This window comes from Caballeronia sp. LZ024, assembly GCF_031451455.1.
GTDB lineage: Bacteria > Pseudomonadota > Gammaproteobacteria > Burkholderiales > Burkholderiaceae > Caballeronia > Caballeronia telluris.
In genome coordinates, this window is sequence record NZ_JARUXL010000001.1 from 981,027 (window position 1) to 997,866 (window position 16,840).

At 66.4% G+C, this 16,840-nt stretch carries 12 protein-coding genes and 1 pseudogene; 7 read left to right on the plus strand and 6 right to left on the minus strand.

Annotation, left to right across the window (positions count from 1 at the left end; all coding sequences use genetic code 11):
* Positions 1-3: 3 nt before the first annotated feature.
* Complete coding sequence (locus QCE48_RS04435) at positions 4-3,294, minus strand: DNA translocase FtsK (protein WP_309785908.1); 3,291 nt, start codon at positions 3,292-3,294, stop codon at positions 4-6.
* Positions 3,295-3,430: 136 nt separating this feature from the next.
* Positions 3,431-3,994 (minus strand): META domain-containing protein, encoded by a 564-nt coding sequence (locus tag QCE48_RS04440; RefSeq protein WP_309785907.1) that lies wholly within the window; start codon positions 3,992-3,994, stop codon positions 3,431-3,433.
* A 215-nt stretch (positions 3,995-4,209) separates the two neighbouring features.
* Between QCE48_RS04440 and purT the strand changes: the two genes are divergently transcribed.
* The 4 genes and pseudogenes from purT to QCE48_RS04460 all read left to right on the plus strand — a co-directional run.
* Entirely contained in the window at positions 4,210-5,460 is a 1,251-nt protein-coding gene (gene purT / locus QCE48_RS04445) for a formate-dependent phosphoribosylglycinamide formyltransferase (RefSeq protein WP_309785906.1), read from the plus strand.
* A gap of 52 nt (positions 5,461-5,512) precedes the next feature.
* Positions 5,513-5,683 carry a DUF6726 family protein gene (locus QCE48_RS04450; protein ID WP_309785905.1) on the plus strand — a complete coding sequence of 57 codons (171 nt, stop codon included), beginning with the start codon at positions 5,513-5,515 and terminating at the stop codon, positions 5,681-5,683.
* Between the two features lie 17 nt (positions 5,684-5,700).
* Entirely contained in the window at positions 5,701-6,057 is a 357-nt protein-coding gene (locus QCE48_RS04455) for an MliC family protein (RefSeq protein ID WP_309785904.1), read from the plus strand.
* A gap of 217 nt (positions 6,058-6,274) precedes the next feature.
* Positions 6,275-6,477, plus strand: a pseudogene (locus QCE48_RS04460) (thiamine pyrophosphate-binding protein); the annotation flags it as partial.
* A 252-nt stretch (positions 6,478-6,729) separates the two neighbouring features.
* On the opposite strand, the gene QCE48_RS04465 reads toward QCE48_RS04460, so the two are convergent.
* Positions 6,730-6,864 (minus strand): hypothetical protein, encoded by a 135-nt coding sequence (locus tag QCE48_RS04465; RefSeq protein WP_309785903.1) that lies wholly within the window; start codon positions 6,862-6,864, stop codon positions 6,730-6,732.
* 101 nt (positions 6,865-6,965) lie between these two features.
* Between QCE48_RS04465 and QCE48_RS04470 the strand changes: the two genes are divergently transcribed.
* Entirely contained in the window at positions 6,966-8,477 is a 1,512-nt protein-coding gene (locus tag QCE48_RS04470) for a DEAD/DEAH box helicase (protein WP_309785902.1), read from the plus strand.
* 55 nt (positions 8,478-8,532) lie between these two features.
* Here the strand turns inward: QCE48_RS04470 and gluQRS are convergent, their stop codons facing one another.
* A complete protein-coding gene (gene gluQRS, locus QCE48_RS04475) occupies positions 8,533-9,414 on the minus strand; it encodes a tRNA glutamyl-Q(34) synthetase GluQRS (protein ID WP_309785901.1) in 882 nt (293 codons plus the stop codon).
* The gene (locus QCE48_RS04480) at positions 9,411-10,277 is read right to left on the minus strand and encodes a sulfurtransferase (RefSeq protein WP_309785900.1); all 867 of its coding nucleotides are present in this window, start codon (positions 10,275-10,277) and stop codon (positions 9,411-9,413) included. Before QCE48_RS04480 ends, gluQRS begins: the two co-directional genes overlap by 4 nt.
* Positions 10,278-10,483: 206 nt before the next feature.
* Between QCE48_RS04480 and dnaE the strand changes: the two genes are divergently transcribed.
* Positions 10,484-14,029 carry a DNA polymerase III subunit alpha gene (gene dnaE, locus QCE48_RS04485; protein ID WP_309788267.1) on the plus strand — a complete coding sequence of 1,182 codons (3,546 nt, stop codon included), beginning with the start codon at positions 10,484-10,486 and terminating at the stop codon, positions 14,027-14,029.
* Positions 14,030-14,041: 12 nt separating this feature from the next.
* Here the strand turns inward: dnaE and QCE48_RS04490 are convergent, their stop codons facing one another.
* Positions 14,042-14,803: a glycosyltransferase family 2 protein gene (locus QCE48_RS04490; RefSeq protein WP_309785899.1), complete on the minus strand. Its 762-nt coding sequence runs from the start codon at positions 14,801-14,803 to the stop codon at positions 14,042-14,044.
* Between the two features lie 302 nt (positions 14,804-15,105).
* Between QCE48_RS04490 and msbA the strand changes: the two genes are divergently transcribed.
* Positions 15,106-16,824, plus strand: a complete 1,719-nt coding sequence (gene msbA, locus QCE48_RS04495; protein ID WP_309788266.1) for a lipid A export permease/ATP-binding protein MsbA — start codon at positions 15,106-15,108, stop codon at positions 16,822-16,824.
* The last annotated feature ends 16 nt before the right edge of the window (positions 16,825-16,840 follow it).

The following is a 16,840-nucleotide window of genomic DNA, read 5'->3' on the forward strand; positions in this document are numbered from 1 at the left end:
GTCCTACTCCGGCTGCGCCGGCGCGAGCACTTCGCGGTTGCCGTTGTTGCCCATCGGCGAGACGAGACCCGCCGCCTCCATCTGCTCGACGAGCCGCGCCGCGCGGTTATAGCCGATCCGCAACTGCCGCTGCACCGACGAAATCGACGCCCGCCGCGTGCGCAGCACGAACGACACGGCTTCGTCGTACAGCGGATCGGCTTCCGCGTCGGGCGCATCGCCGAAGAGGTCCTGCGAGCCGCCTTCGGACGCCGGCCCGGACAGGATGCCTTCCTCGTATTCCGGCTCGCCGAACTGCTTCAGATATTCAACGACGCGATGCACTTCGTCGTCCGCGACGAATGCGCCGTGCACGCGTTGCGGATAGCCCGTGCCCGGCGGCAGGAACAGCATGTCGCCCGCGCCGAGGAGCGATTCGGCGCCCATCTGGTCGAGAATCGTGCGCGAATCGATTTTCGAGGACACCTGGAACGCCACGCGCGTCGGAATGTTCGCCTTGATGAGGCCGGTGATCACGTCGACCGACGGGCGCTGCGTCGCGAGAATCAGGTGGATGCCGGCGGCGCGCGCCTTCTGCGCGAGCCGCGCGATCAGTTGCTCGATCTGTTTGCCGGCGACCATCATGAGATCGGCGAGTTCGTCGATGACGACGACGATCATCGGCAGCGTGGAGAGCGGCTCGGGCGCGTCGGGCGTGAGCGAGAACGGGTTCGTGAGCTTCTTGCCGGCGGCGTCGGCGCTGCGCACCTTCTGGTTGAAGCCCTGCAGATTGCGCACGCCTACCGCCGACATCAGCCGGTAGCGCTTCTCCATCTCGCCGACGCACCAGTTGAGCGCGTTCGCCGCGAGCTTCATGTCGGTGACGACGGGCGCGAGCAGATGCGGAATGCCTTCGTACACGGAAAGCTCCAGCATCTTCGGGTCGATCATGATGAGGCGCACGTCCTCGGGTTTCGACTTGTAGAGCAGCGACAGGATCATCGCGTTGACCGCCACCGATTTCCCCGAACCCGTCGTGCCCGCGACCAGCATGTGCGGCGCGCGCGCGAGGTCGGTGACGACCGGATTGCCGACGATGTCCTTGCCCATCGCGATCGTCAGGTTCGACTTGGAATTGCGATAGACGTCGGCTTCGAGGATTTCCGACAGGCGGATCATCTGGCGCTTCGCGTTCGGCAATTCGAGACCCATGCAGGTCTTGCCGGGAATCGTCTCGACGACGCGGATCGAGGTGAGGCCGAGGCCGCGCGAGAGGTCCTTCATCAGCCCGACGATCTGGCTGCCGCGCACGCCGAGCGCGGGCTCCACTTCGAAGCGGGTGATGACCGGCCCGGCCGACGCGCCGACGACCGTCACCGGCACCTTGAATTCCTGCAGACGTTGTTCGATCAGCTGGCCGGTTTGGGAGAGACGTTCCTCGGAGACGGGTTCGACTTCGCCGGAAGCGCGTTCGAGGAGATCGAAGCCGGGCAGTTCGACCGCCGAAGCCGCCGGCGCGTGGAACTCGAATTCGGTCGGGACGAAGCCGCGCACGGGCGGGCGCGCGTCCTGCGCTGGCGCGGCGGCGGGCTGCACCGGCGGCGCGGCGCTCGTCGTGCCGGGGAAGCGCACGACGTTCGACGGCGCAGGTTCCTCTTCGATCACGGGCGGCGGGGCAGGGCGGTCGGGCGCGGGCGGCGGCGTGACGGCTTGCGTGGGTTCGGGTGTGTCGAACGCTTCCGGCGGCGTGTCCGTGGCGTCTTCGGTGGCGTCTTCGGTGGCGTCTTCGGTCGCGCCTTCGATTGCGGCTTCGATTGCGGCTTCGATTGCGGCTTCGATTGCGGCTGGCTCGTCGGGAGCGCTTCGCGTCGTCGTCGCCGCGGTCGATGCCATCGCAGTCTGCGGCAACGCGGTCGCGGCGGGATCGGGCGTTGGCGAGGCCGCAGCTTGCTCGACGCGCGCTGTGACGGGCCTGTCGGCCGGTTCCTCCTTCGAAGCGAGCGCGTCGCGCGTCGGGAAACTTTCGTCCGTGCGCGGCGACTGCGGCGACGCGACGTGCATCGCATCATCGTCCGCTCGCGCCGGTACGGGCTCGGGCCCGGCCGAATTCGCCCGCATCGCCTGCGATTCATGCTGACGCGCGAGGCTCGCGCCCGCAAGCGACGTCCACAGCGCCGCATTCTCTTCGATCGAGCGCAGCGTCGCCTGAATGGTGGACGGGGCCGGCGGCGGACCGGCGGGCTCGGCCGGACGCGAATACGCCGGCGGACGCTGTCCCTGCGGTCGCGCACCCGACGGCGACGTTGCGCTTCCCGGCGCCGATCCCGGCCGACTCGCTCCCGACGAGCGCGGCACTTGCGCGTGACGGTCAGCGTTCGCGGAAATGGTGGAGCGCGACGCGGCACCGGCCGTCGCCGCGGCGGATCGCGTCGCGTTGTTCGCACGACTGGAGGTGTGCGGCGAAGCGCCGGACATCGCGCGAGATGCAGTCTGATCCATCGGTGCGGCGGACGCGGCACGCGTCGGCACGCCTGCGTCGCTGCGCGAACGCGTCCGTGCGTCCAGAGCCTCGCCCGGCCAGCTTGCAGGCGCAACCGGTTCGACGAAATCGCGTCGCATCGTCGCCGCATCGGCGCGCGCGAACTTGCCGGCGAACGCATCGGTTGCCGGCGTGGGCGTCGCGGTGTTCGGTTTCGAATCGCCGCGACGGATCGCGGGCGGACGCCACACGGTCGGCCGTCGATAGCGTCCGCCTTCGCGGTTCGTGGCGGCAGGCAGTCCGAGCGTCGGCGCATCGTGCGACGCGAGGCCCACAATGCCGCCCGCGCGATAGGTTTCGTCCGGCGCGCTTCGTTCGCGACCCGGCTTCGGGCGCGGCGCCCGTTCGCGCGGCCTGGGTTCGCGCGCCTCTTTCTCGCGCGGCGCGAACCACGCGGAATTCAACCCGAGCCCGAATGCGACGTTCGCCCAGCCCATCGCCGAGCGCCATTGAAAATCGCAGAGCCAGGGCAGGCTCACGAACAACGCGACGGCCGCGATCGCTCCCGCGCCGGGCGTGCCGGCGAACGCCGCGAGCGCGCCTGCGAGCGCGTGCCCGCAGCGATTGATACCCGACGCCGCTTCGAACGAACCGAGGAGTGCGGCTTCGAGCGTCGCACTCGCGAGGATCACGCAGACGAAGCCGAGCCACAGCCGGATCGTCCCGGGGCCGCGCACGCCGACGCCGCCGGGGAGCATCGACTTGACGAGCCGCCACAAGAGAGGAAGAAACCAGACGACTGACCCGCCGAACCAGCCGAGAACTACCGTGTGCATGCTAGGAACCAACTATTGAGGGATGCGGCGAAGACCGGGCCGTCGAGTTTAACCGCTGACGCAGGCGAAGGAGAAAGCGCGGCGCCGATCGGCTGCGCGCCGGACTGCGCGGCACTGTCGAAGGCGATTCGCCGCGTCACTTCGAGCGGCTTGCGAAGGCGAGCACCTGCCCGTCGTCGAGCGTCAACAGGAGTTCCTTCGGCGGCTTCATCTGCACGCCCGATTTTGCGATGTGCGTGAGTCCGCTCAGATACGGCTGCTCGAGCGCCGCTCCCGCGCCCGACGTGCACGCCATGCGCGTGCCGGCGAGCGGCCCGAACGCGAGCTTGCCGTCCTTCACGTCGTAGCTGCCCATGTAGCGATTGCAGCCCGAGAAGCCGCTCACGCGCCGCTGGCCGCCTTCCGTGGACAGATTCAGCGTGATCGGCTCGCCGTTGTCGCCGTGGGGAACGGTGCGCGGCTTACCGGATGCATCGCTCCAGCGCGTGAGTTCCCATTGCGTGTCGTCGAGCAGTTGCGTGGCCGCGGGATTGTAGGGATCGGTCGGCGGCGCCGACGCATCCGGATGGGTCGGCAGCGCGCACGCTGCGAGCGTGGCGGCCAGCGCGAACGCGGCGCCGATCGAAGCGAAGCGCGCGGCGCGCCGCGCGTCAGAACGAGCACGCGACGGGGAACGGGAAGGCTGCGGGGGAAGCTGCATGAGCATCGAGGGTCCTGAAGCTGGCGAAACCGTAAGGGTATCGCACTCGTCCTACGATTTGTCCAGCGGCGATGTGCAACACGATGTCGCCCGGATCGCGACGAGCGCCTGCGCCGCCTGCCGCGCACCTGTCAATATGCCGACCGGACGAGCCTTCGTGCGCGAACCCGCGTGTTAACATCGCCGACTGTTCGGATCAAACCCAGGAGCACCCCATGCAGAACGCCAGTCAGGGCGCGGGCCCCATCGAAACGGGCGCCGCGCGCCGCATCGGCACGCCGGGCTCGGCGAGCGCCACGCGCGTGATGCTGCTCGGCGCGGGCGAGCTCGGCAAGGAAGTGATCATCGCGCTGCAGCGGCTCGGCGTGGAGACCATCGCCGTCGACCGTTACCCCGACGCGCCGGGCCATCAGGTCGCGCATCGCTCGCACGTGATCGACATGACCGACGGCGCCGCGCTGCGCGCGCTCGTCGAACAGGAAAAGCCGCATTTGATCGTGCCCGAGATCGAGGCGATCGCGACCGACATGCTGGCCGAAATCGAAGCGGCGGGCCTCGCGGTCGTGATCCCGACCGCGCGCGCGACGCAGCTCACGATGAACCGCGAAGGCATCCGGCGTCTTGCCGCCGAAACGCTCGGCCTGCCCACGTCGCCTTACGCGTTCGCGCAATCGCTCGACGAGATGAAAGCCGCCATCGCGACGATCGGCTTTCCGTGCGTCGTGAAGCCGGTGATGTCGTCGTCGGGCAAGGGGCAGTCGGTGCTCAGAAGCGATGCCGACATCGAGCCGGCCTGGAACTACGCGATGGCCGGCGGGCGCGTGAACCACGGGCGGGTGATCGTCGAGGGCTTCGTCGACTTCGACTACGAGATCACGCAACTGACCGTGCGCGCCGCGAACCCGCAAACGGGCGCAACCGAAACCTATTTTTGCGAACCGATCGGCCATTTGCAGGTCGCAGGGGATTACGTCGAATCGTGGCAGCCGCAGCCAATGAGCGCGACCGCGCTCGACCGCGCGCGCGACGTCTCGGCGAAAGTGACGGCGGCGCTCGGCGGGCGCGGTCTCTTCGGCGTGGAGCTTTTCGTGCGCGGTGACGATGTCTGGTTCTCCGAAGTGAGCCCGCGTCCGCACGATACTGGCCTCGTCACGCTCGCCACGCAGCGTTTCTCCGAATTCGACCTGCACGCGCGCGCGATTCTCGGTTTGCCGGTGGATACGTCGCTGCGCGCGCCGGGCGCGTCGGCGGTGATCTACGGCGGGCTCGACGAAGCGGCCATCGCGTTCGAAGGCGTCGCGGAGGCGCTCGCGGTGCCGGATTCGGACCTGCGCCTCTTCGGCAAGCCGGAAAGTTTCAAAAGGCGCCGCATGGGCGTGGCAGTGGCGACGGGGCGCGACATCGACGAGGCGCGCGAGCGGGCGAAGTGCGCGGCATCGAAGGTGAGGCCTGTTTCAACGAAGTGATGTCTGGCGGTTCGGCGCGCTTTGCGCGGAACGCCGCGCAAGGAGTGGCTGGATGAAATCGTGTTTGCTGGCGGCGCTTTGCGCGGCCTGTTTGGGATTGAGCGGTTGCGGTGTCGCGGCGGCGCCGTGCCGGATCACCTCAGCGGTGATCAAGATCGTGCCGGTGGTCGGACACGCCGCGGCGTTACCGACCGATGCGTGCGCGGAAGTCATCGATCCGTGATCGAACAAGGATCAACGATGAAAACCATTCTCGCGGCATTCGCCGCATCGACGCTCGCACATGCCGCGTGGGCGATGCCGCTGACCGTGCCGCAGGTGCAGGAAGCCTCGTCGCAGACCGTCAAATACGATTGCGATGGCGACAAGACCCTGTCGGTTCGTTACGTCAACACGAAGAACAACCAGAGCTTCGCGCTCTTGACCGTCGACGGGCGCAAGCTGCTGTTTGTCAACGTGATGTCGGGTTCCGGCGCGCGCTACGTCGCGGAACAGTACACGTGGTGGAACAAGGGGCAGGAAGGCAATCTCTACACCGGCATGGGCGGACCCAACGCGCCGCCGGTCATCGGCAACTGCAAGGCACGCGACAAATAAGCGCCGCGCGCGGGTCCATATGAACAGAAGACAAAAAGCCGTTCCGAAGCGATTCGGAACGGCTTTTCTCCTCCGCCGCGAGGACGCGCAATGCCCCGACGCTCCCTGCACGCGTCAAGCATCCGGAGTAATGTTCCAGGCGCGGGTTCGGCGCGCGGCCGAAGCCGCGCCGCGCCATCCTTGACCCGACCGGACCGTCAACCAGCCGAAACCGCCCATCAAAGCATCGGATCTGTTCGTGAAAGCCCTCGAAGCCGAGCAAGGCGAATATGTGTTCGACATTCCTGTCGAGAAAATTTCGATCTGCTCGAATCGCTGTGGCGCTCGAAAATCCGGCTCGTCCTCACGCGCCACGAGCAGGCCGCCGGCTTCATGGCCGCCACCTACGGGCGCCTCACCGGCAAGACCGGCGTCTGTCTCAGGTACGCGATCGAGGACGTGACCGAACCGCGGCACATGATCGTGAAGGACGTGCCGCAGCAGCGCTGAATCGCGGCCGGGCCCCGCGTGGCGGCCATAGGGAAAGCTTGGGCGGAAGACGTGCCCGTCGCGGACGGAGTGCTACAATGTGCGGTTTTCGGCGCCCGGATTTGCTGCCGGACCCGGGCCGGGCCGACGTGCCACGGATCACGGCCATGAAGCGCGGCTACGAAGCTCGCGATCGCGCGCATCTTAAGAAGCCTGTCGCGCAATATCGGGCAGCAGTGCGTTCCAGAGCGCGGTGCGGGGCACGAACGACGTATGCATCGCGCCCAACAATCCCCGGCGCCAGAGCGCGAAATCCGCGCCGGAGCGTTCCAGCGCCATGTGTCGCGCACCGAACCGCCGCGCAGCCGACAGATTTCACGCATATTCACCGCTTCACGCGCCGCCTCCGGCGCATTTTTAGCGAAAGCCAGATAGTCACCATGTCCGATTCCGTCGTCACGAACACGTCCGCCGCCGCGCCTGAAGCCTCCGGAAAGCCGGGGAGCGCCGCCGCGCCCACGTTCGACCAGTTCGGTCTCGCCGCCGACATCCTGAAGGCGGTGACCGAGTCCGGCTACACGACGCCCACGCCCATCCAGGCGCAGGCGATTCCCGTGGTGCTCGCCGGGCGCGACGTGATGGGCGCGGCCCAGACCGGCACCGGCAAGACCGCGAGCTTCTCGCTGCCGATCATCCAGCGCCTTTTGCCGCAGGCGAATACGAGCGCATCGCCCGCGCGCCATCCGGTGCGCGCGCTGATCCTCACGCCGACGCGCGAACTCGCCGATCAGGTCGCCGCGAACGTGCAGGCCTATTCGAAGCACACGCCGCTGCGCAGCACCGTCGTGTTCGGCGGCGTTGACATGAATCCGCAGACCGAGGCGTTGCGACGCGGCGTCGAAGTGCTGATCGCGACGCCGGGGCGGCTCCTCGACCACGTCCAGCAAAAGACGCTCAATCTCGGCCAGGTGCAGATGCTCGTCCTCGACGAAGCGGACCGCATGCTCGACATGGGCTTCTTGCCGGACCTGCAGCGCATCCTGAACCTGCTGCCGAAGGAGCGTCAGACGCTGCTCTTCTCCGCCACGTTCTCGGGTGAAATCAAGAAACTCGCGGCTACGTACCTGCGCAATCCGCAGACGATCGAAGTCGCGCGCAGCAATTCGACCGCGACGAACGTGCGCCAGATCGTGTTCGAAGTGCACGAAAGCGACAAGTCGGGCGCGGTGGCGCAACTCATCCGCGAGCGAAACCTGAAGCAGGTGATCGTATTTTGCAACAGCAAGATCGGCGCGAGCCGCCTCGCGCGCGTGCTGGAGCGTGACGGCATCATCGCGACGGCGATTCACGGCGACCGCACCCAGGGCGAGCGCATGCAGGCGCTCGACGCGTTCAAGCGCGGCGAAATCGAAGCGCTCGTCGCCACCGATGTCGCGGCGCGCGGGCTCGACATCGCCGAATTGCCGGCCGTGATCAACTTCGACCTGCCTTTCAACGCCGAGGACTACGTGCACCGCATCGGCCGCACGGGGCGCGCGGGCGCGTCGGGCGACGCGCTGTCGCTGTGCAGCGCGAACGAGAAGAAGCAGCTCGCCGATATCGAAAAGCTGATCAAGCGTCCGCTCGAAGTGGAAACGCTGACGGTCACGACGCCGGCGCGCCGCGAAACCGGACGCCGCGAACGCGACGAGCGGCCGGTCCGTGCCGAGCGCGGCGAACATCGGCATGCACGCGAGGAATCGGGCGGCCGCCGGCGTGCGACGTCGTTCGAGCGCTCGCACGCGCGGCAGCAGCCGGTCGACGAATTCTTCCTGAAGCCGTACGAGCCGTCACCGGCATCGGTGAAGCGTCATGACGAAGCGGTCGAGCACGAACGCAAAACCGCGCCGAAGCAGCCGCTGGCCGCGTTGCTGGGCGGACTGGGTATGCCGAGGAAGACGACTTCGTCGTGATTCGTGGCGGTTCTGCGTGGGAAAAGCGGCAGCGCGTCAAGCGAAGCCGCTTTTTTTATTGCGGCGGTCCGAAGCGCTTCGCCCACTCGGCGGTCGCGGTGGAATGGAACGCGTCGAGCGAACCGGGCGGCGTCATTTCGATGCCGAGATGCCGTGCTGCCGCCGCGAGTGTCGCGACCGGGTCCTCGAGATTCAACGCCATCGCGCCCGTCTGCTTGCTGAGCTTTTCACCGTCCGCGTTCGTGACGACGGGCACATGCAGATAGTCCGGCGTCGTCACGTGGAGACACTGCTGAAGATAAATCTGCCGCGCGGTGGAGTCGAGCAGATCGGCGCCGCGCACGATGTGCGTGATACCCGCTTCGTGATCGTCGACGACGACCGCCAGTTGATACGCCCACTGTCCGTCCGCGCGCTTCAACACGAAATCGCCGACTTCGGTCGCCAGATCCTGCGACTGCCCACCCTGCCACCGATCGACGAAACTCACGCGCGCGGCGTCGCCGTCGGGCACGCGCAGGCGCCACGCGCGGGGCGCGCGCCCGTGCAGACCGTCGCGGCAGGTGCCGGGATAGGCGAGCGTCGCGTGGCGCGCATGCGCGTTCAAAAGCGAATCGGCGATTTCGCGGCGCGTACAGCCGCACGGATAAACGATGCCGGTCGCCCGCAGGCGTTCGAAGGCCGCTTCGTAGGCCGCAAGGCGCCGGCTTTGCCAGACGGGCGGCTCATCCGAATGCATGCCAAGACGCGGGAGCGTCGCGAGGATGTCGTCGGCGGCGCCGGGCACGGTGCGCGGACCGTCGACGTCCTCGATCCGCACGATCCACGCGCCCCGATGCGCACGCGCATCCAGAAAACTCGCCAGCGCGGCGACCAGCGAGCCGATGTGCAGCGGCCCGGTCGGCGAGGGCGCGAATCGGCCGCGATAGGTGCTCACGCGGCCTTTGGTTCCTTGCGGGCTTCCGGATGGCACGCGGGACACGTCTTGCCGGGCACGTAATGGGGGGACTTCTGCTCCTCGACGCTTACTACCGCACGGCAGCCGAAGCATTGCGACGTGGCGGTCGGTTCGAGGTTCGGGTTGAGTGCGGTGCGGTAGTCGAACACGAAACACTCGCCGTTGTAATGCGCGCCGCCGACTTCCTCGAAATACTTCAGGATGCCGCCTTCTAGCTGGTAGACGTGGTCGATGCCGACTTCCTTCATGTGGATCGCGGCTTTCTCGCAGCGAATGCCGCCCGTGCAAAACGAGACGACCGTCTTGCCGTCCAGATCGGCGCGATTTTGCTCGATCACGTCCGGGAACTCGCTGAATTTCGTGATGCGGTAATCGAGCGCGTTCTCGAACGTGCCGACATCGACTTCGAACGCATTGCGCGTGTCCAGCATGACCACGGGGCGGCCTTCGTCGTCGTGACCGCGGTCGAGCCATGTTTTGAGTGTCGGCGCATCGACGAACGGCGCGCGGCCCAGTTCCGGCTTGATCGCCGGCTTTTTCATCGTGATGATTTCGCGCTTGAGCTTCACCAGCATGCGGCGAAACGGCTGTTTCGCGGAAAGGCTTTCCTTGAACTGCAGTTGGGCAAACTTGCCTTCGAAGAGCGCATCGCCGCGCATGTAGTTGATGAATTCGCGCACGTTCTCGATTTCGCCCGCGACAAACAGGTTGATGCCCTCCGGCGCCAGCAGGATCGTTCCCTTCAGGCCGAGCGCGTTGCAGCGTTCGGTGACGAGCGGGCGCCACGCGGCGGTGTCGTCGATGGTGACGAATTGGTAGCTGGAGAGATTGAGGATATTCATGTTCAGGTTGCTTGATGACAGGCGCCGCCGGAAAGATCAGGCGGATCGCGAAACCCGTATTATCCCGCATTCGGCGCCGCCGCCCGGGTCGGCCGACCAGCCAGTCTGACGCAGATCATCGCGCGCTCTTTTTGAGACAATTCGTGACCTCGTCCGAACGGTCAACGCGGGCGCGGGCGAGAATTTCGCGAAGAGGCGCATGTACAATATCGCCCATGTCAGATCCCCGCTTCGTTCATCTCCGCGTCCACTCTGAGTTCTCGATTGCCGATGGCATCGTGCGTCTGGACGACGTCGTCAAAGCCGCAGCCAGTGACGGTCAGGGCGCGCTCGCGCTCACCGATCTCGGCAACGCGTTCGGTCTCGTGCGCTTTTACAAGGAGGCGCGCGGCAAAGGGGTCAAACCCATCGCCGGGTGCGACGTCTGGATCACGAATCCCGCCGACCGCGACAAGCCGTCCCGATTGCTGCTGCTCGTCAGGAGCAACGTCGGTTATCTCAACCTGTGTGAACTGTTGAGCCGCGCGTGGCTGACCAACCAGTATCGCGGCCGCGCGGAGGTCGAATTCGAATGGCTCGAAGGCGGTCTCGCCGAGGGCCTGCTCGCAATCTCCGGCGCGCAGCAGGGCGACGTCGGCATGGCGTTCGCCGCGGGCAACGACCAGGCCGCGGAACGCAACGCCCAACGCTGGGCGGCGCTCTTTCCGAACGCGTTTTATCTCGAATTGCAGCGCGCCGGGCAGCCGGGCGCGGAAACCTATGTGCAGCAGGCGGTCGCGCTAGCGGCGAAGCTGAAGCTTCCGGTTGTCGCGACGCATCCGCTGCAATACATGACGCCCGACGATTTCACCGCGCACGAAGCGCGCGTGTGCATTTCGGAAGGCGACATCCTCGCGAATCCGCGCCGCCAGAAGCGCTTCACGACCGACCAGTATTTCCGCACGCAGGACGAAATGTGCGCGCTCTTCGCGGACATTCCCTCGGCGCTCGCGAACACGGTCGAGATCGCGAAACGCTGCAATCTGACGCTCGAACTCGGCAAGCCGAAGCTGCCGCTCTTTCCGACGCCCGACGGCATGTCGCTCGACGACTACCTCGTGCAGTTGTCGAAGGAGGGGCTGGAGGTGCGGCTCGCGCAGCTTTTCCCCGACGAAGCCGAGCGCGAAGCGCAGCGCGAGACTTACTACGCGCGGCTCGATTTCGAGTGCGGCACGATCATCAAGATGGGCTTTCCGGGCTACTTCCTGATCGTCGCGGACTTCATCATGTGGGCGAAGAACAACGGCGTGCCGGTCGGTCCGGGGCGCGGTTCGGGCGCGGGTTCGCTCGTCGCCTACGCGCTTGGCATTACCGATCTCGACCCGCTGCGCTACAACCTGCTGTTCGAGCGCTTCCTGAATCCGGAACGCGTGTCGATGCCCGACTTCGACATCGACTTCTGCCAGGAAGGCCGCGACCGCGTTATCCAGTACGTGAAGCAGAAATACGGCGCGGACGCCGTTTCCCAGATCGCGACTTTCGGCACGATGGCGGCGAAGGCGGCGGTGCGCGACATCGGCCGCGTGCTCGATCTCGGCTACATGTTCACCGACGGCATCGCGAAGCTGATTCCGTTCAAGCCGGGCAAGCACGTCACCATCGCCGACGCGATGAAGGAAGAACCCGCGTTGCAGGAGCGCTTCGACAACGAAGACGAAGTGCATCAGTTGCTCGAACTCGCGCAGCGCGTCGAAGGACTCACGCGCAACGTCGGCATGCACGCGGGTGGCGTGCTGATCGCCCCCGGCAAGCTGACGGATTTTTGCCCGCTCTATACGCAGGGCGAGGACGGCGGCGTCGTCAGCCAGTACGACAAGGACGACGTGGAAGCCGTCGGGCTGGTGAAGTTCGACTTTCTGGGTCTGACCACGCTCACCATTCTCGACTGGGCCGAGCGCTATATCCGCCGGCTCGATCCGTCGAAGGAAAACTGGAATCTCGCGCAGGTTCCGCTCGACGATCCGGCGTCGTTCTCCATTCTCAAGAAAGCGAACACCGTCGCCGTGTTCCAGCTGGAAAGCCGCGGCATGCAGGGCATGCTGAAGGACGCGCAGCCGGACCGCTTCGAGGACATCATCGCGCTCGTCGCGCTGTATCGTCCGGGCCCGATGGACCTGATCCCGAGCTTCTGCGCGCGCAAACACGGGCGCGAGATCGTCGAGTATCCGGACCCGCGCGTCGAATCCGTCCTGAAAGAGACCTACGGCATCATGGTCTATCAGGAGCAGGTGATGCAGATGGCGCAGATCATCGGCGGCTACTCGCTCGGCGGCGCGGATCTGCTGCGCCGCGCGATGGGCAAGAAGAAAGCCGAGGAGATGGCGGAGCATCGCGAACTGTTCCGGCAGGGCGCGGCGAAAAACGGCCTGAGCGCCGATAAGGCCGACGAAATCTTCGACTTGATGGAGAAGTTCGCGGGCTACGGCTTCAACAAGTCGCACGCGGCGGCCTACGCACTGCTCGCGTACTACACGGCGTGGCTCAAGGCGCATCATCCGGCGGAATTCATGGCAGCCAACATGTCGCTCGCCATGGACGACACCGACAAGGTCAAGATCCTCTTCGAAGACTGCCTCGGCAACGGCATGTCGGTGCTGCCGCCGAACATCAACGAATCGGCGTATCGCTTCGAGCCGGTCGCGGAGCCTGATGGCAAGCGTTCGAAGACCATCCGCTACGGCCTCGGCGCCGTGAAGGGCAGCGGCCAGAACGCGATCGAGGAAATCCTGCGCGCGCGGAGCGACGGCGCGTTCACCGATCTCTTCGATTTCTGCGACCGGATCGACCGGCGCGTCGTGAACCGCCGCACCGTGGAAGCGCTGATCCGCGCGGGCGCGTTCGATGCGCTGCACGAGAACCGCGCGCAACTGATCGCGTCGGTGCCGCTCGCGATGGAAGCCGCCGATCAGGCCGCCGCCAACGCGATGCAGGCCGGTCTCTTCGACATGGGCGACGCGCCGCAACAAGGTCACGAACTCATCGACGAGCCGATGTGGCCGGACAAGAAGCGCCTGCAGGAAGAGAAGACGGCGCTCGGCTTCTATCTGTCCGGGCACTTGTTCGACGCCTACAAGGGCGAAGTGCGCCGCTTCGTGCGGCAGAAAATCGGCGAACTGAAGGAAGGGCGCGACAAACTCGTCGCGGGCGTCATCACGATGATGCGCACGCAGATGACCCAGCGCGGCAAGATGCTGATCGTCAATCTCGACGACGGCTCGGGCCAGTGCGAAGTCACCGTCTTCAACGAGCAGTTCGAGGCGAACAAGGCGCTCTTCAAGGAAGACGAACTGCTCGTCGTCCAGGGCCAGGCGCGCAACGACGCGTTCACGGGCGGCATCCGCTTCACGGTCGAATCGGCGATGGATCTCGAACGCGCGCGCAGCCGCTACGCTCAGGGCGTCAAGGTCGAGATGAACGGCAACGCCGACGCGTTGCGCTTAAAGCGCGTGCTCGAAGCGCATTGCGCCGGGCCCGAACAGCAGGCGAGCGCGCCGGTCCCGGCGCCTTCGCGCGGCCCGCGCGGCGAGGGTGGCCGGCCGCCGCGCCAGCCGGTGCACATTCCGAACGGGCTGAACGTGAGCATCGTGTATCGCAGCGAGCACGCCGAAGGCGAAGTGCGTCTCGGCGACGCCTGGCGCGTCAAGCCCACCGACGACCTCATCACGGCGCTGCGCGGCGAATTCGCCGGCAGTTCGATCGAGATCGTCTATTGAGCGGGCGGCGGGTCAGCGGAACGCGTTCAGATGCGCGAGCTTCAGGAACCGGTAGTAGACGGTCTGCCCGTTGAACACCGCGATCATGAAACCCGAGCGGCCGTCGAGAAACCCGCGTCGCAGGAAGTACGTCCGCAGGAATGCCCACAGCCCGCGCGTCACCGCGATGCCGAAGCTGCCGCGCTTGCCCGCCGCGTGGCGTTGCAGCGCGCCGGCGGTCGAGTAGGCGTCGAGCTTGCGCAGCACGGTCTCGAAGTCCTCGTAGGAATAGTGCATCAGCCTGCCTTCGAGCCGCGCGGGCGGCGCCGCCGTCGAAAGCACGAGCCGCTCGTGCACCAGGTCGTCGGAGAAGCGCGCCGCACCGCGCCTGAACAGGCGCGGGATCCAGTCGGGATACCAGCCGCTGTGCCGGATCCATTCGCCGCAAAAGCTCGACAGCCGGTCGACCGCATAGACGTCGGCGAGCGGGTCGGCGATCGCGGCGCGGATCGACGCCGCCAGTTCCGGCGACACGACTTCGTCCGCGTCGATGGAGAGCACCCAGTCGGTCGCGAGCGCATCGAGCGCGCGGTTCTTCTGCGGGCCGAAACCCGGCCATTCGCGCTCGACGATCACGCGCGCCCGATGCGCTTCGGCGATGCCGGCGGTCGCATCGGTGCTGCCGCCGTCGATCACGACGATATCGTCCGCGAAGGAGACGGCCGCGAGGCATTGGGCGAGCCGCGCCGCCGCGTTGTAGGTGATGATGGCGATGCCGAGTGTCGGTTGGGTCATGTTGCCGTTCGAAGCGTGCGCTGCCACGTTGAGCGCGTGCCGTATTCTAAGTCGACCGCGCCGCCCGCCGCAGCGCGCTCGCGCCGCGACAAACTTGACGCTTCGTTAATGAGATGACGATACGTGACGGATTACAATAGCGGATTGGCGCGCACCGTGCCTGGGCGCTGCTGCACGGGCCGCCTGCATGGGCCATCACGTGCACGCTGCGCACATCGCACCGACAGAGGATTGATTTGACCCAGCAACAGACACTGAGCAAAACCATCGGCGGTGGCACCACCACATCGCCCACGGCCGTGATGAGGCGCCTCTGGCCGTACATCAAGCCGCTGATGGGCATTGTGATCCTCGGCTTGATCGCGATGGGTTTCGTCGCGGCGAGCGAGGCCGGCATTCCGATGCTGCTCAAGCCGCTGCTCGATCACGGCTTCGGCACGAAGGGCAGCGACAAGGCGAAATGGGTCGTGCCGGCCGCGGTGATCGGGCTGTCGCTCGTGCGCGGCGTGGCGCAATACGCATCGGGTTACCTGCTGTCGTACGTGTCGAACAAGATTCTGCTGCAACTGCGGCTCAAGATGTTCGAGCGCATGATCCACACGAGCGCGGGCTTCTTCCAGCGCGAGACCGCGAGCACGGTTATCAACGCGATCGTCTTCGAGGTCAACCAGATCCTTCAGGTGCTATCGAGCGTCGTCGTCACGCTGGTGCGCGATTCGCTCACGGTCGTGTTCCTGCTCGGCTATCTCTTCATCCTGAACTGGCGCCTCACGCTGATCGTCGCGGTGATCCTGCCGGGCATCGGCTGGCTCGTCTCCAAGATCAACCGGCGCTTGAGGCGCCTGAACCGCGAGCATCAGCTGCTCACGAACGAGCTGTCGTACATCGTCGAGGAGACGGTCGGCGGCTACAAGGTCGTCAAGGTGCACAACGGCGAACCCTACGAGATGGGCCGCTTCAACGAGATGAGCAATCGCCTGCGCGGCTATTCGATGCGCATGCAGGTGTCGGGCGGACTCGCGCAGCCGCTCACGCAGTTCCTCGCGTCGATCGCGCTCGCCATCGTCATCACGATCGCGGTCGTGCAGTCGGCGAGCGACCAGACCACGGTCGGTGGCTTCGTCGCGTTTGTCACGTCGATGCTGCTCGTCATCTCGCCGCTCAAGCACCTGATCGACATCAACCAGCCGCTGCAACGCGGCATGACGGCGGCCGAGCTGATCTTCGGCCTGATCGACGAGCCCGCCGAGCCGGAAGGCGGCGGTCGCCCGCTCGCGCGCGCCGAGGGCAACGTCGAATTTCGCAATGTGTCGTTCAGCTACGGTTCGCCCGAGCGGCCGACGCTCGACCGCGTCTCGTTCAAGGTCGCGCCGGGCGAGATGGTCGCGCTCGCGGGCCCGTCGGGCAGCGGCAAGACCACGCTCGTCAACCTGCTGCCGCGCTTCTTCGATCCGGCAGAAGGCGAGGTGCTTGTCGACGGCGTGCCGCTTCCCGAATACCGCCTGGCCGATTTACGTTCGCAGATGGCGATGGTGAGCCAGGACGTCGTGCTCTTCAACGACACGATCGCCGCCAACGTCGCCTATGGCACGACGCCCGATCGCGAGCGCGTGCTCAAGGCGCTCGCCGCGGCGAATCTCGCGGACGTGGTGAGCGCGATGCCCGACGGCATCGATACGCTGATCGGCGGCAACGGCATGCGCCTGTCGGGCGGCCAGCGCCAGCGGCTCGCGATTGCGCGCGCCATCTACAAGGACGCGCCGATCCTGATCCTCGACGAAGCGACCTCCGCGCTCGACTCCGAGTCGGAGCGGCACGTGCAGGCCGCGCTGGAAACGCTGATGAAGGGCCGCACGACGCTCGTCATCGCGCACCGGCTCTCGACCATCGAGCGCGCCGACCGCATCCTCGTGATGGAGGCGGGACGGATCGCCGAGCAGGGCAGCCATGCCGAACTGCTCCGGCAGGACGGCCTCTACGCGCACCTGCATCGCATCCAGTACCAGCAGCAGGCCGCGTGAGCCTCGTCGTCCTTTC